The organism is Methylobacterium sp. HJ2 (assembly GCF_056431005.1).
The window spans coordinates 309,455-324,176 of sequence record NZ_JBWJYM010000001.1 but is presented as its reverse complement, the minus strand read 5'-3'; the positions used below and the strand labels follow the sequence as shown (position 1 = coordinate 324,176).

The window sequence follows — 14,722 nt, the reverse complement described above, 5'->3', positions numbered from 1 at the left end:
CCTCCCGTCCCGACTCTTCGGAGCACTGGAGCCGAGGGGCGCGATCCGATGGACTTGGCAGGCTTGAGTCGGACTTGATCCGCACCGAAAGGCGATTTTTGCGGCGACGGCTCAGGGCTAGACTACCTACCGCCGAACAGGCGTGATGCCCGCCCCGTAGATCGTTGCGCCGCCGAGCGGCTTCGTGGCCCTCGCGGCGGTGACAGCGCCGGCGCTGCCGGGCGTCAGCAGGCGGACGGCAGGCGGCCGAGGATGTCGGCGCGCGCATGGATCGCCGCTTGCACCATCTCCTGCAGGCTGCCTAACCTCTCACCCGGGCGGACCACAACCTCCGTTCCCGAGCCCTGCGAACCGCCTCACATCATCTGGCGACGGCATCAATTCCAGACCGAAGATCCGCTGACTTCGCGGCTGGACCACCGAACGAGGCAGGCCACATGCGCGGATCGATCTTGAGCTTGGCGCGCGCCGCGAAATTCGCCTTCCATCTGTCGCTGATCTCGATAGGACTGGCTTTACCGCTCCACGCAGAGCCGGTCGCATGCCCGAGCGCCGAGGATGTCGCCTGCCTGACGGATGGGCCGGTCCGTGGCCAGCAGGACGGTGATCTCCTGGCATTCCGCGGCATCCCCTACGCCAAGCCGCCTGTCGGCCCTTTGCGTTGGCGACCACCGGAGCGACCTGAGCCTTGGCAAGCGATGCGGGAGGCCAAGCAGATCGCGCCCATGTGTCCCCAATACGTCGGCCGTGAGATACAGGGCTCCGAAGACTGTCTCTACGTCAATGTCTGGCGCCCACGGGGCAGGCTCGAAAAACCACGTCCGGTGATGATCTGGCTCACGGGAGGCGGCAACCACTCCTTGTCGGGCGAAGGCACACTCAACTTCGGCGGTGTGCGCTACGAGGGGTCGCAAGTGGTGCCCCACGGCGCCATCCTCGTGACCTATAATTTGCGTCTCGGGCCATTCGGCTTTCTGACCCATCCGGCCCTGGACGCCGAACGCGCCGAGCACGTCTCGGGCAATTACGGCAGCCTCGACCAGATCGCGATGCTGCGTTGGGTCAACCACAACATCGCAGCCTTCGGCGGTGACCCGAACCGCGTTTTCCTGTTCGGAACTTCGGCGGGAGGCGGCAACATTTGCGCCCTGATGAGTGCTCCAGGCGCGGCTGGACTGTTTCACGCCGTGGCGATGGAGAGCAGCGTCCCGAGCGGCTGCGAGCTTCCGACCTTGGCTGATGCGGAACAGAACACAGGTCGGGTCGTCGCGAGAAAGCTCGGCTGCGACACAGATCCCGATCCGGCGGCTTGCATGCGCGGCAAGGACCCGGGGGACGTGCTGGCAGCCTTGCCCGGCAATTTCAGTGTCCTCGCGCGTCGGTACGGGCCGGTTATGGACGGGTCCGTCTTCCCCGGGCAACCGATCAAGCGGTTGGCCGAAGGCGTGAGCAAAGCTTTGCCGGTCATCATCGGAAACACGACAGGCGAGACGGGCGAGTGGGCTGACAGCGCGGGGGCCGTACGCGACGAGGCCAGTTACGCGACGGCGATCAACACGGTCTTCGGCCCGGAGGCCCGCGCCGCCATCGAAGCGCTCTACCCAGCATCAGCCTATCCGAGCCCACGCGATGCCTTCGCACGGTTGACCACGGATGCTCTCTTCACTTGCGCGAGCCGCCGCGTCGCCAACGTGCTGGCGCGGTCCCAGAACGCCCCGGTGTACCGCTATCTCTTCGACCATGTGCTCGAAAACGACCCGGTGCAGAGGGCGAGAGGGGCGATCCACACGGTCGAGCATCCGTTCTTCTTCGGTTGGGAGGGCAAGTACAAGCCGACTGAGGCAGACCGGACGATACAGCGCCAACTCGTCGGCTACTGGACGAACATGGCAAAGTTGCACGATCCGAATGGCGCCGGTCTTCCGGAGTGGCAGCCGGTCCGGTCGCAGGGCGACAGCTACCTCGACATCGGGCGGATGACGGTTTCGAAATCGGGAGATGCCGATGCCCATTGCGCGTTCTGGGATCGGACGCCGCCCCTGTGGCCCCATCTGTGACCGGAGCCCCTGATCCAGCCTGTGGCGCGGCGGTATGAGCCGCGGGTCTGGACTCTCGCAGTCGCGAGGCGGCGGTGCCTGGCTCATACCACCCGACAAGCTCCCGAGAGGGTGCCTATGCGTATGGCTGGGTGCGGGATTGCGATCGATCGGACTGCCAGGGACGCTCAAGTGATCGAGGTGCCGGCGGAGGCTGTGCGTTGATCGGCCCCTTTTGGGCCCGAACGGCGACCTGGAACGACGAACTCGCAGGCCACGCACAGTTCGGCTCGGTTCAGATCCCAAGACCACAAGCGCAGATTTACACTGCGTTGCTTCGCCTCAGCTTGGCATGCTCTCACCCAGCAAATGTTGAGTTGTAGACGAAAGGCAGACCAATTTTCCTCATACTCGAGTTTAACAAGAAATCCACACATCCCCGCCACAACCCAGGATCGATGTTCCTTGTGGCGAGCCGAGCTGGATGGCGCGAACCGGTTGGATGGCCGCACAGGGCATGTTCGCGGCCGCGCGAAGCCTGGCCCTGAACTATCGTCGGTTCCATCGCCACCGCCAGGGCAGCGTCGCTGTCATCTTCGGCCTCAGTGCCGTGGTGATCATCGGTCTCGTCGGTGGCGGCATCGACTATGCCCGACTCACGTACCGACAAACTCAGCTTCAGGCTGCTACGGATGCCGGGGTGATCATGGGAGGAAACACGCTCAAGCTCGCGGCTTCGAATGGGGTCTCTGTCGCTGGCGTCACGGAGCAGACAATCCGCACGAACGCCAAGCCCAGAGACGACACACCCTTCTATGTTCAGGTCAGTGTCGGTGCGGACGGCACCAGCGTCTTTGCTCAGACGCAGGAGACGATCTCGCTCGCCTTCGGCAAATTGATCGGCAAGCCCAGCATGACGCTCAATGCCCATGCCCGGGCATCGATCGTGGGCAAGACACGTCTCTGCGTGTTGGCGCTCGATCCATCCTCGCCCGGTACCCTGACGGCTCAGGATCATGCCTCAATGACGGCCTCGCTGTGTTCGGTCTACTCCGACTCGACGAGCCCCACCGGCGTCACGCTTCAGAACCAAGCCACCATCCTGGCCACAAGTATCTGCTCGGCCGGCGGGAGTTCCGTCAACACGACAATCCCGCCGCTTCCGGGCCCGAAAGCCGGGTGTCCCGGCCTGGCGGACCCACTCGCAGGCCGGACGCCGCCGACCTCTTCCGGTTGTACGTATACGAACACCGTCGTGAGCACCTCGCAGACGCTCTACCCGGGTACGTACTGCAATGGGCTGAAGATTACCAAAGGCGCTGTCGCCACCCTTTCGCAGGGCGTCTACGTCATCGACACAGGGCCGCTGACGGTGGATCAGAATGCAACGATGACCGGATCGTATGTCGGCATCTTCCTGAAGAGCCAGCAGACGACGCTCAACCTCACGGCCGGTAGTACGATCAATCTGACAGCGCCCAAGGATGGCCCGATGTCAGGTCTGCTCATCTACGAGGATCCCACCGCTCCGCTCCTGCGCGACCACAAGATATCCAGCAACAGCGCGCGTCAGCTGCTTGGCACGATCTACATGCCGCGCGGCAGGCTGACGGTAGACTCGACGGGCGCCGTGGCCGACCTGTCTGCCTACACGGTGATCGTGGCCCGCCAATTGAAGGTCGCCAGCAGCGCCAATCTGACGATGAACGCCATGTACTCGGCCAGCGATGTTCCGGTCCCGAGCGGGGTCGGAGATCTAGGAGGTCGCTTGCTGCTGAGCCAGTGAGCCAGATCTCGGGCCGGACGCACCCAAGAAGAGGGTTCGTCCTCGCCGGTTGCGACGCCGGCCCGGCCTGAGGCAGAGATGCGAGCCCAGCGTGATGGGATTTCTCAGTAGGTTGCCAGACGCCAATCGGCGCCTTGCTGGTGAGGCCCTTGCGAGAAACCCGCGGAACATGCGGCCCGCGATCAGCTCGCACGCGGAAGATGATGGAGAGCCGGAAAGATAGCGATCAGTCGTAGGGGTTCGGACCGAATACGACGTCAAGCTGCTGCTTGATGAAGGCCTTGAAATCATCGTTGTCGCGTTTGTTCTTCGGCCATTCGATATGGATATGCGTTTTGTGCTCAAAATCTCGTCCACTCGTGCCGATGCGCGGCGTCATGGATTCCAGTGAGGTCCACTGACGCTTGTAGTAGATGATGAGACTCCATCGGATCTCCTCCTGCCGATAGAGCAGGAACTCGCGCAAACTCTCCCCGATCTCGAATTCGTTGGCTCGCTCGGCGTGCAGCATAATGTCGAGCGCCCGACCTTCGAAGTGCGGTCCGCCTTTGTCATCCGGCCCCGGCTGAAGTTGAAGCCTCGCCTCCTTGCCGACCGCCGTCAGCGTCTTCAAAATCGGCGGCCCACTATCCCAAAGAATGCGGCGCAGACCGGCGGCGGCACGAAAGATCGGGACGGCTGTGCCCATCAGCTTTTCCCCTGCCAGCGCGCCCAGACTGCGAAGCACCGAGAGCCTATGATACTACTCCCGCATCTCGATTGTTGTCAGCCTGCCAAACGCCATATTTTGAAATATCTGTAATAATTTAACTCTAGATCGTGAAATTTTCTCGAAGCCGGGAATTCTTCAAATCGAAGTTGCAGCGTACGAGGTTATCTGGCGCAGCGCAGGAAACGGGCAACGCGTTTGCCGTCAGCGCCGAAGCTCAACCCACCGGACCACCCACCTTCATAACGGTTGTGATCTGGTCGACAGAATCAAAGCTGCGTCTCGTCGCTGAACCCGTGGGTTGCATCTGGCCACTGGCAGACGGCTGCGTAAGCGCACGCGCTTCCGGTGCATTCAGCCCGAGCCCAGATGAAGACCGCAGCAAATTGGACGGCCCCGCGACCCGTCTGTCTGAGCTTCTCGCTCGCGCCTTCGTGGGTATCGCCGACAAGCTCTCGGTCCGAGCCATCGCGCATTGGAACGCCTCGATGAAATTCAGTTCCACGAGGACAGGCGCCGAAAACGATTGTCCCTGGGCAGCCAAGGCCAAGCGGAGCCATTAGCCGCATACTGAGTGCGTTATTTCGAGATCAGCAACTAAAGATCACGACGTCGATCATCGCAAAAAATTCGTCCGATGAGATCGGATCAGCTTCCTAGACAGCGCCGATGGTTCGAGGCTCGGCCATACGACTTATGATATGCTTACAAATCCACCCGGACAACAGGCAGCAGATAAGCTAAGTCGCTGTAGATAGTGGTGGGCGGTGAGGGACTCGAACCCCCGACCCTCTCCGTGTAAAGGAGACGCTCTACCAGCTGAGCTAACCGCCCGCACCCGGCGGCTTGGTACGGCAAGGCAGGTGCGCGAGGCAAGGCCCCCGTGCACAGCACGTACGAACCGTCGTGATCAGACCTCGGCGTTCAGCAGGTGTGCCAATGCGGGGGCAAGGCCGAGGCTCGCGATCGGCTCCGGCTTCGGTGAGGCCTGCGCCTGCGTGGCCGCCGCGATGGCGGCGTGTGTCCCGGCCTCGACCGAGCAGATCAGTGGGCAGGCGAGGCGAGGCTGGATCCGCTCGGCCAAGCCGGCCAGCCCGGCCCCCCCGAGGATGACGACCTCGGCGCCGTCATCCTCGTGGCAGGTCCGGCAGGCGGCCGCGAGGTCGGCGAGAGCGGCCCCGGGATCCCGCGCGATGGCGCCCCCCGTTGGCGCGATCGCGCGCACGCCGGTCAGCTGGTCGCCGTACCCCAGAAGCGTAACGAATTCGGTCAGCATCGGTCCCCAGGCCCTTCCCCCCGTGACGATGCCGAAACGTCGGCCTCCGGCTGCGGCCGCACGGCAGGCGGCCTCGGCCATGCCGGTGACCGGCACAGGCGACACCTCCTGCAGGGCGGCGAGACCGGGATCGCCGAAGCACGCCAGGTAGACGGCGTCGCAATCGGATCCGTGCTCGGCGAGGGCGTCGAGCGCGGCGTGCGCGGCGATTGCCACGGCGGCCCGACTCGCGATGTAGCGGGCCCCGAACCGGCCGGTCGCGGGCAGGATCGTCACGCCGGCGCCCGCGATCCGTCTGACATGGGCGGCGACCAAATCGGTGACCGCCGCGGTGGTGTTCGGGTTGATCAGAAGGATGCGCACCACAGGGTCCCATTCCACCCGACGGGTCCCACGCAGGAGCACGGGCATCGCGGCGGGCTTTCGGCTTCAGGCAAGAAAAAGGCCCCCGGAGCGGACGCTCCGGGGGCCGTTCACGCCAAGTCGACGGCGCGGATCAATGGGCGACGAAAGCCGCACCATCCTCCTCGGTACGGGCGGGCTTCGCCGCGGGCAGCGGCTCGTCCCACTCGATCGGCACCGGCTGGCGCACCAGGGCGTGCTCCAGCACCTGATCCATCCGAGAGACCGGGATGATCTCCAGCCCGTTCTTCACGCTGTCGGGCACCTCGGCGATGTCCTTGGCGTTCTCTTCCGGGATCATCACGGTCTTGATGCCGCCGCGAAGTGCGGCGAGCAGCTTCTCCTTGAGGCCGCCGATCGGCAGCACCCGGCCGCGCAAGGTCACCTCGCCCGTCATCGCCACATCACGGCGCACCGGGATGCCGGTGAGCGTCGAGATGATCGCGGTCGCCATGGCGATACCAGCGGACGGACCGTCCTTAGGGGTCGCCCCCTCCGGAACGTGGACGTGGATGTCCCGGCGCTCGAAGAGCGGCGGCTCGATGCCGAAATCGATGGCCCGGGAGCGGACGTAGCTCGCCGCAGCCGAGATCGACTCCTTCATCACGTCCTTGAGGTTGCCCGTGACCGTCATCTTGCCCTTGCCGGGCATCATGACACCCTCGATCGTCAGCAACTCGCCGCCGACCTCGGTCCAGGCCAAGCCCGTGACCACGCCGACCTGATCGTCCGCGTCGATCTCGCCGTAGCGGAACTTCGGCGGTCCGAGGAAGACCTGAAGGGTCTCCACGTTCACCGTGACTACCTTGGTCTTGGTGATGAGAATCTCCTTCACGGCCTTACGAATCAGGTTCGACAGCTCGCGCTCGAGATTGCGAACGCCCGCCTCCCGCGTGTAGCGGCGGACCAGCATCAGCAGAGCCTCGTCGTCGACCGACCACTCCTTCACGTCCAGACCGTGCTTCTTGAGCGCATTCGGGATCAGGTGCTTGCGCGCGATCTCGACCTTCTCCTCCTCGGTGTACCCGGCAATGCGGATCACCTCCATGCGGTCCATCAGCGGGCCGGGGATATTGAGGGTGTTGGCCGTGGTCACGAACATCACGTTCGAGAGGTCGTAATCCACCTCCAGGTAGTGATCGTTGAAGGCGCTGTTCTGCTCGGGGTCGAGCACCTCGAGGAGAGCCGCGGAGGGGTCACCGCGGAAATCCATGCCCATCTTGTCGATCTCGTCGAGCAGGATGAGCGGGTTCGAGGTCTTGGCCTTGCGCATCGACTGCACGATCTTGCCGGGCATCGAGCCGATATAGGTCCGACGGTGACCGCGGATCTCGGCCTCGTCGCGCACGCCGCCGAGCGACATCCGCACGAACTCGCGGCCCGTGGCCTTGGCGATCGACTTGCCGAGCGAGGTCTTGCCGACGCCGGGGGGGCCGACGAGGCAGAGAATCGGGCCGGTGAGCTTGTTCGCCCGCTGCTGCACGGCGAGGTACTCGACGATCCGCTCCTTAACCTTGTCCAGGCCGAAATGGTCGTCATCGAGCAGCGCCTGGGCGCCGAGCAGATCCTTCTTGATCTTCGAGCGCTTGCCCCACGGGATGCCGAGCATCCAGTCGAGATAGTTGCGCACGACGGTGGCCTCGGCCGACATCGGCGACATCTGACGCAGCTTCTTCAGCTCGGCGGTGGCCTTCTCGCGGGCCTCCTTGGAGAGCTTGGTCTTCTCGATCTTGTCCTCGAGCTCGGCCAACTCGTCGCGACCGTCCTCGTCGCCGAGCTCCTTCTGAATCGCCTTCATCTGCTCGTTGAGGTAGTACTCGCGCTGGGTCTTCTCCATCTGCCGCTTGACGCGGGTCCGGATGCGCTTCTCCACCTGCAGCACGGAAATCTCGCTCTCCATCAGCGACAGCACGCGCTCGAGGCGCTGCGCCACCGTGGGGGTCTCGAGGATACCCTGCTTGTCGGCGATCTTGACGAGGAGGTGCGAGCCGATCGTGTCGGCGAGCTTCGAGGGCTCGTCGATCTGGGTCACGGCGGAGACCACCTCGGGGGAGATCTTCTTGTTGAGCTTGACGTAGTTCTCGAACTCGGAGAGCACCGAGCGCGCGAGGGCCTCGGCCTCGACCTTGTCGCCGAGCTCGTCGTGCAGCGCCTCGGCCTCGGCCTCGTAATACTCGTCCGAGCGGGTGAAGCCAGTGATTTTGGCACGGCCCGCGCCTTCGACCAGCACCTTGACGGTGCCGTCGGGCAGCTTCAGGAGCTGGAGCACGCTGGCGAGCGTGCCGATCGTGTAGATGGCATCGGTGGCCGGATCATCGTCGCCCGCGTTGATCTGGGTGGCGAGCAGGATATGCCGGTCTGTGCGGACCGCTTCCTCGAGCGCGCGGATCGACTTCTCGCGCCCCACGAAGAGCGGCACGATCATATGCGGGAACACCACGATGTCGCGCAGCGGCAGGACCGCGTAGGCCCCCGTCGAGCCCGGGACGACAGGCTGGCGCGATTTCGGTTGTGTCATGGCTGACTTCCTCATGATGGACGCCGGGCGATGCTCCTCCGATTGGAGCAAGCATTCTGCCAGGAGCCGACCGGGCCGCGAGGGTCGGATGTCTTGGAAAGGACTTTGCGGCTGGTGGGCGCGGCACCGCACCTCGAAAGGTCAGCGTGCGGCCACTGCGCTTGGGTCCAAGGTGAGGATCGGAGGCCCGTAATTCAAGATGCCACCGGAAGCCTCGGGGGAGGCGGCAGGCCGGATTCGGCCTGCCGCATCAGTGCGTTGCGCGCAGCGCGGGACGGACGCCTCAGGCCGCCGGAGCATCCTTGCTGCGCTCGCCATGGATGAAGAGCGGGCGCGCCTTGCCCTCGACCACCTCGGGACCGATCACGACCTGCTCCACCGAGTCGAGGCCCGGCAGATCGTACATCGTATCGAGCAGGATGGTTTCCAGGATCGAGCGCAGGCCGCGGGCACCGGTCTTGCGCTCGATCGCCTTGCGGGCGACGAGCGAGAGCGCGTCGTCCTGGAACGTCAGGTCGACGTTCTCCATCTCGAACAGGCGCTGGTACTGCTTGACCAGGGCGTTCTTGGGCTCCTGCAGGATCTTCTTCAGCGCGGCCTCGTCGAGGTCCTCCAGCGTCGCCAGGACGGGGAGACGACCGACGAACTCGGGGATGAGGCCGAACTTCAGCAGATCCTCGGGCTCGACGCTGCGGAAGACCTCTCCGGTGCGACGGTCGTCCGGGGCCTGCACGGTCGCGCCGAAGCCGATCGAGGTGCCCTTGCCGCGCTGGGAGATGATCCGCTCCAGCCCGGCGAAGGCGCCGCCGCAGATGAACAGGATGTTGGTGGTGTCGACCTGCAGGAACTCCTGCTGCGGATGCTTGCGGCCGCCCTGCGGAGGCACGGAGGCGACAGTGCCCTCCATGATCTTCAGGAGCGCCTGCTGCACACCCTCGCCCGAAACGTCGCGGGTGATGGAGGGGTTGTCGGACTTGCGGGAGATCTTGTCGATCTCGTCGATGTAGACGATGCCGCGCTGCGCCCGCTCGACGTTGTAGTCCGAGGCCTGGAGCAGCTTGAGGATGATGTTCTCGACGTCCTCGCCGACGTAGCCCGCTTCCGTCAGCGTCGTCGCGTCCGCCATCGTGAAGGGCACGTCGAGGATGCGGGCCAGCGTCTGCGCGAGCAGCGTCTTGCCCGAGCCCGTCGGCCCGATCAGCATGATGTTGGACTTGGCGAGCTCGACGTCGTTGTGCTTCGTCGCATGGGCCAAGCGCTTGTAGTGGTTGTGCACTGCCACCGAGAGGACCTTCTTGGCGAAGTCCTGACCGATGACGTAGTCGTCGAGGACGCGCCGGATCTCCTTCGGGGTCGGCACGCCGTCACGCGACTTCACCAGCGAGGACTTCGACTCCTCGCGAATGATATCCATGCACAGCTCGACGCACTCGTCGCAGATGAACACGGTCGGGCCCGCGATCAGCTTGCGAACCTCGTGCTGGCTCTTGCCGCAAAACGAGCAGTACAGCGTGCTCTTGGAGTCGTTGCCGCCAGTCTTGCTCATATCGGTCTCCGATCGTCTCGTGCGCTGCCAGCCCCGGGCGCACGCGCATCGTTCACAGGTAAGGGAATCCGCTTAAAGAAAAAGTCACCTGCGCGCTTGTGGCGGGTCGCTTGCCGGAAGCCCCGATGCAAACACGCTGCCGCGGCGGGATCAAGGCCGTGGCAGGTGCGCGCGCCCCATGTCCGGCCAACGCCGTCCGGGGCACGCGGGGTTCCAGGACGTCAGGCCGCAGCCGGCTCCGGACGCTTCTGGATGACCTCGTCGATCAGGCCGAACTCCTTGGCCGCGTCGGCGGTCATGAAGTTGTCGCGCTCGAGGGCCTGATGGATGGCCTCGTACTCCCGACCGGTGTGCTTCACGTAGATCTCGTTGAGGCGGCGCTTGAGCGCCTCGATCTCGCGGGCATGGATCAGGATGTCGGTCGCCTGGCCCTGGAAGCCGCCGGAGGGCTGGTGCACCATGATCCTGGCGTTGGGCAGGGCGAAGCGGTGTCCCGGCTCGCCGGCGGTGAGCAACAGCGAGCCCATCGAGGCGGCCTGGCCGACGCAGAGCGTCGTCACCGGGCAGCGGATGAACTGCATGGTATCGTAGATCGACAGGCCGGAGGTCACCACGCCACCCGGCGAGTTGATGTAGAAGGAGATCTCCTTCTTGGGGTTCTCGGCCTCGAGGAAGAGGAGCTGCGCCACGATGAGCGACGCGCCGTAATCCTCCACCGGCCCCGTGAGGAAGATGATCCGCTCGCGCAGCAGGCGCGAGTAGATGTCGAAGGCGCGCTCTCCGCGGCTCGACTGCTCGACCACCATGGGCACGAGCGCGCTGTTGTAATAGTCGACCGGATCTCTCATTGCCTGCCCCAGGGCTCCAAGGGCCCGGCCCGCCGCGAATCAGGCGACTGGCCGGGCATGTCAGCGAACACCGGCGACGCTTAACGCCGCCTCACCATCACGCCCGCTGCCTTCAGGACAGACGCCGGGCTCTACTCGGCCTTCGACTCGGTCGAGGCCTCCGCCGGGCTCTCACCGGCCTGCTTGTCGGCGCCGTCGTCGTCCGCGTCCTCGTCGGCGAACAGCGCCTCCTTCGAGACGGGCTCCTCGACCAGTTTGACCTGCCCGAGAACGTGGTCAACCACCTTCTCCTCGAACAGGGGCGCGCGAAGCTCCGCCAGCGCCTGGGCGTTCTTCCGATAGAAGTCCCAGACCTGCTGCTCCTGGCCCGGGAACTGCCGGACCCGGGCGATGAGGGCCTGGTTCACCTCCTCGTCGGAGACCTTGATATCGGCGCTCTCGCCGACCTGCGCAAGCACCAGGCCGAGGCGCACCCGACGCTCGGCGATCTGGCGGTACTCCGCCTGCGCCTTCTCCTCGGTGGTGCCCTCGTCCTCGAAGGTCTTGCCGCGCGCCTTCAGGTCCTGCTCGACCTGGGCCCACACGTTGGCGAATTCCTGCGCCACCAGGGAGGGGGGCAGATCGAAGGCGTACTTGCCGTCCAGCGCGTCGAGCAGGCCCTTCTTGAGCTTGCGCCGCGAGGCCGCCTCGTAATCGTTGCCGATGGCTTGGCCGACGAGCTCGCGCAGCTTCTCGACGGATTCGAGGCCCATGTTCTTGGCGAACTCGTCGTCGATCTTCGCCTCGCCGGGAAACTGGATCTTGGTGACCGTCACGTCGAACTCGGCTTCCTTGCCGGCGAGGTGCTCGGCGCCGTAGCTCTCCGGGAAGGTCGCCTTGACGAGGCGGGTGTCGCCCACATGGGCCCCCTCGAGCTGCTCCTCGAAGCCGGGGATGAACGAGCCCGAGCCGAGCTCGAGATCCACGCCCTCACCCTTGCCGCCCTCGAACTCGACGCCGTCGATGCGGCCGACGAAGTCGATCGTGACGCGGTCGCCGGCCTCGGCGTAGGAGCCCTCGTTGCGCTCGATGAACGGACGGCTCTGGCCGGCCATCCGGTTCAGGGCCTCGTCGACCTCGGCGTCGGAGGGCTTGGCCACGTACTTCGTCAGGCTCACGTCGGACAGGTCGGCGAGCTCGAAGCTCGGCAGCACCTCGAGGGCGACCTTGAAGGCGAAGTCGGCCTTGGCGTCGAGCGCCTTCTCAACCACCGACTTGTCCTCGGGGAACTCGATCTGGGGCTCCAAGGCGAGCTTGAGGTTGTTGTCGGCGATGATCTTCTGGTTCGCCTCGTTGACGGCGTTCTGCACGACCTCGGCCATCACCGAGCGGCCGTAGACCTTGCGCAGATGGGCGACCGGCACCTTGCCGGGGCGAAAGCCCTTGAGCTGCACCTTGTCCTTCATGCCCGAGAGCTCGGTGTTCAGGCGATCCTCGAGCTCATGGGCGGCGAGGAGCACCTGAAACTCGCGCTTCAGTCCCTCGGAATGTGTCTCGGTCACCTGCATCGTCTTCGCTCTCAAACAGTCCGTGTGATCGTGATCCTGGCCGCGCGCCGTCCGGCCCGCGAACCGGGGCGGCGGAGGCGGGGCGCGACGCTGACACGGAACGGGTTGAGCGGGCCGGCTTCCGGTATCGGAATCGAGGCCAATCCGTACCCGGCGGCGGTGCTGGTGCGGGCGGAGGGGCTCGAACCCCCACGTCTTGCGACACTGGAACCTAAATCCAGCGCGTCTACCAGTTCCGCCACGCCCGCGCGCGCCGACGCCCGGCGCGCATCCGGCCGCCGGAGGGCGGCTCTATAGCACGCGTGCACGAGGAAGCAGCAAAAAACTTGCTGGCAGGCGCGTCGGTGGCGCGGGCCGGGCGCGGCGGCTACAAGCGGCGGCCCGCACCCGCGCTCCCGTCTCGGCGCCACGCCCTGCCGGTCTCCCGCCACAGCTCGTCAAGAGATCGCATGCCGCCTGACAGCCCCGTGCCGACCGCCCTCAGCCGGCCCTCGCGCCGGGCCCTGCTCGGAGGCGCCGCCGCGCTCGGACTGCTCGCGCCGGGCAAGCAGGCGCAGCCGGCGGAGACAGCCAAAGCGCCCTCGAAGGATGCACCGAAGCCCGATTCGCCCCGGCCGGCGGAGGCTCAAAGCCCGGCTCGTCCGCTGACCGCGGGGCCGGGCAAGGCCCGCCTGAAGCCCGAGCCCGCCGCGGAGACGGCGGTGTGGAGCTTCGACGGCAAGGCCGCGCCTCCCGTCCTGCGGGTGAAGCTCGGCGAGGCCGTGCGGGTCCGCGTCGAGAACCGCACCGACCGGCCGCTGTCGCTGCACTGGCACGGCGTGCGCAACCAGAATGGCATGGACGGCGTCGGCGGGGTGACGCAGGCGCCGATCGCACCGGGCGCGGAGTTCACCTATATCTTCACCCCGCCCGATGCCGGGACCTTCCTGGTCCGGCCCCTCGTCGTCGGCGGGTCGAGCGAGCCCTCGGGACGGGGGCTCGCGGGTTTCCTCATCGTCGAGGAGACGACGCCGCCCGCCGTCGATGCGGATGTGGGCCTGCTGGTTCAGGACTGGCGCCTCGAGGCGGACGGCAGCCTGATGCCCTTCGGCCAGACGGTCTTCGCGGCTGCCAACGGGCGGCTCGGCAACCTCGTCACCGTCAACGGGCGCCCGGTGCCCGAGACGTTCGAGGCCCGCCCGGGCTCGCGCGTGCGCGTGCGGATCGGGAATGCCTGCAACGCGCGCGGTACGCGCATTCGCTTCGAGGGGATGAAGGTCTACGTCGCGGGGGTCGACGGGCAGCCGACGGACACGTTCGAGCCGCTGCGCGCCACCCTCCCCTTCCCGCCGGGCACCCGCTACGACCTGCTGATCGACCTGCCCCCCGAGCCCGGGGCCACGGGCACGATCCTGGCCCTGATCGGACAGGGGCTGGCGCTTGCCAGCGTCACCACGAAGGGCACGCCCATCACCGAGAAGCGCGCGCCGATCGGGCCGATCGGCGAGAACAGGCTGCTGCCCGCCGAGGTCAAGCTCCAGAATGCCCTGCGGCGGGACGTGGTCATCACCGGCGGGGCGATGGTGCCGAAGGAGTCGGCCCAAGACACCCCGAAGGATGCCTCCAAGCCGGCCGCGAGAAACACCCAGGCGCCGCTCAAGCCCGCGGCCGAGCCAGCCAAGCCGGCGGCTGAGCCAGCCAAGCCCGCCGCGGAGCCGGTCTATACCGGCGACCCCGCGCGGGTCTGGTCGGTGAACGGAGCGAGCGGTGTCGCGGGGCTGATGCCGATCTTCACGGTGAAGCGCGGGCAGGTGGTGGTGCTGGCGTTGCGCAACGAGACGGCCTTCCCGCAGGCGCTCCACCTGCACGGCCACGTCTTCCGCCTGCTCCATCCCCTCGACGACGGCTGGGAGCCCTACTGGCTCGACACCTTCCAGCTGCTGGAGGGCCGCACCGCCCGGATCGCGTTCCTGGCCGACAATCCGGGCCGCTGGCTGATCAGCGCCACCGTGCTGGAGCGCTTCGACACCGGGCTGTGGACCTGCTTCGAGGTGACCTGAGCCGGGGTCGTCCGC

At 66.0% G+C, this 14,722-nt stretch carries 9 protein-coding genes and 2 tRNA genes; 3 read left to right on the top strand and 8 right to left on the bottom strand.

What is annotated here, in order from left to right; all coding sequences use genetic code 11:
* The first annotated feature begins 437 nt into the window (after nucleotides 1–437).
* Together ACS5RC_RS01460 and ACS5RC_RS01455 are read left to right on the top strand one after the other, a co-directional pair.
* Nucleotides 438–2,057 (top strand): carboxylesterase/lipase family protein, encoded by a 1,620-nt coding sequence (locus ACS5RC_RS01460; RefSeq protein WP_478342040.1) that lies wholly within the window; start codon nucleotides 438–440, stop codon nucleotides 2,055–2,057.
* A 481-nt stretch (nucleotides 2,058–2,538) separates the two neighbouring features.
* The gene (locus tag ACS5RC_RS01455) at nucleotides 2,539–3,822 is read left to right on the top strand and encodes a TadE/TadG family type IV pilus assembly protein (RefSeq protein WP_478342039.1); all 1,284 of its coding nucleotides are present in this window, start codon (nucleotides 2,539–2,541) and stop codon (nucleotides 3,820–3,822) included.
* 226 nt (nucleotides 3,823–4,048) lie between these two features.
* Here ACS5RC_RS01455 and ACS5RC_RS01450 read toward each other — a convergent pair whose 3' ends face one another.
* From ACS5RC_RS01450 to ACS5RC_RS01415, 8 genes are all read right to left on the bottom strand, one after another.
* A complete protein-coding gene (locus tag ACS5RC_RS01450; RefSeq protein ID WP_478342038.1) occupies nucleotides 4,049–4,510 on the bottom strand; it encodes a VldE C-terminal domain-containing protein in 462 nt (153 codons plus the stop codon).
* 779 nt (nucleotides 4,511–5,289) lie between these two features.
* A tRNA-Val gene (locus ACS5RC_RS01445) sits at nucleotides 5,290–5,365 on the bottom strand.
* A gap of 76 nt (nucleotides 5,366–5,441) precedes the next feature.
* Entirely contained in the window at nucleotides 5,442–6,170 is a 729-nt protein-coding gene (locus tag ACS5RC_RS01440) for an aspartate/glutamate racemase family protein (protein ID WP_478342642.1), read from the bottom strand.
* A 133-nt stretch (nucleotides 6,171–6,303) separates the two neighbouring features.
* A complete protein-coding gene (gene lon, locus ACS5RC_RS01435; protein WP_478342037.1) occupies nucleotides 6,304–8,727 on the bottom strand; it encodes an endopeptidase La in 2,424 nt (807 codons plus the stop codon).
* Nucleotides 8,728–9,010: 283 nt separating this feature from the next.
* Nucleotides 9,011–10,273: an ATP-dependent Clp protease ATP-binding subunit ClpX gene (gene clpX / locus ACS5RC_RS01430; RefSeq protein WP_478342036.1), complete on the bottom strand. Its 1,263-nt coding sequence runs from the start codon at nucleotides 10,271–10,273 to the stop codon at nucleotides 9,011–9,013.
* A 221-nt stretch (nucleotides 10,274–10,494) separates the two neighbouring features.
* Nucleotides 10,495–11,121, bottom strand: a complete 627-nt coding sequence (locus ACS5RC_RS01425) for an ATP-dependent Clp protease proteolytic subunit (protein ID WP_066922248.1) — start codon at nucleotides 11,119–11,121, stop codon at nucleotides 10,495–10,497.
* A gap of 131 nt (nucleotides 11,122–11,252) precedes the next feature.
* Nucleotides 11,253–12,668: a trigger factor gene (gene tig, locus ACS5RC_RS01420; protein WP_478342035.1), complete on the bottom strand. Its 1,416-nt coding sequence runs from the start codon at nucleotides 12,666–12,668 to the stop codon at nucleotides 11,253–11,255.
* A 163-nt stretch (nucleotides 12,669–12,831) separates the two neighbouring features.
* Nucleotides 12,832–12,916, bottom strand: a tRNA-Leu gene (locus tag ACS5RC_RS01415).
* Between the two features lie 201 nt (nucleotides 12,917–13,117).
* Between ACS5RC_RS01415 and ACS5RC_RS01410 the strand changes: the two genes are divergently transcribed.
* Nucleotides 13,118–14,707 carry a multicopper oxidase family protein gene (locus ACS5RC_RS01410; protein ID WP_478342034.1) on the top strand — a complete coding sequence of 530 codons (1,590 nt, stop codon included), beginning with the start codon at nucleotides 13,118–13,120 and terminating at the stop codon, nucleotides 14,705–14,707.
* Nucleotides 14,708–14,722: the final 15 nt, after the last annotated feature.

Coding starts and splice junctions, on each gene's coding strand:
- ACS5RC_RS01410 (WP_478342034.1), top strand. CDS start 13,118: ATGCCGCCTGACAGCCCCGTGCCGACCGCCCTCAGCCGGCCCTCGCGC.
- clpX (WP_478342036.1), bottom strand. CDS start 10,273: ATGAGCAAGACTGGCGGCAACGACTCCAAGAGCACGCTGTACTGCTCG.
- lon (WP_478342037.1), bottom strand. CDS start 8,727: ATGACACAACCGAAATCGCGCCAGCCTGTCGTCCCGGGCTCGACGGGG.
- ACS5RC_RS01425 (WP_066922248.1), bottom strand. CDS start 11,121: ATGAGAGATCCGGTCGACTATTACAACAGCGCGCTCGTGCCCATGGTG.
- ACS5RC_RS01450 (WP_478342038.1), bottom strand. CDS start 4,510: ATGGGCACAGCCGTCCCGATCTTTCGTGCCGCCGCCGGTCTGCGCCGC.
- tig (WP_478342035.1), bottom strand. CDS start 12,668: ATGCAGGTGACCGAGACACATTCCGAGGGACTGAAGCGCGAGTTTCAG.
- ACS5RC_RS01455 (WP_478342039.1), top strand. CDS start 2,539: ATGGCCGCACAGGGCATGTTCGCGGCCGCGCGAAGCCTGGCCCTGAAC.
- ACS5RC_RS01460 (WP_478342040.1), top strand. CDS start 438: ATGCGCGGATCGATCTTGAGCTTGGCGCGCGCCGCGAAATTCGCCTTC.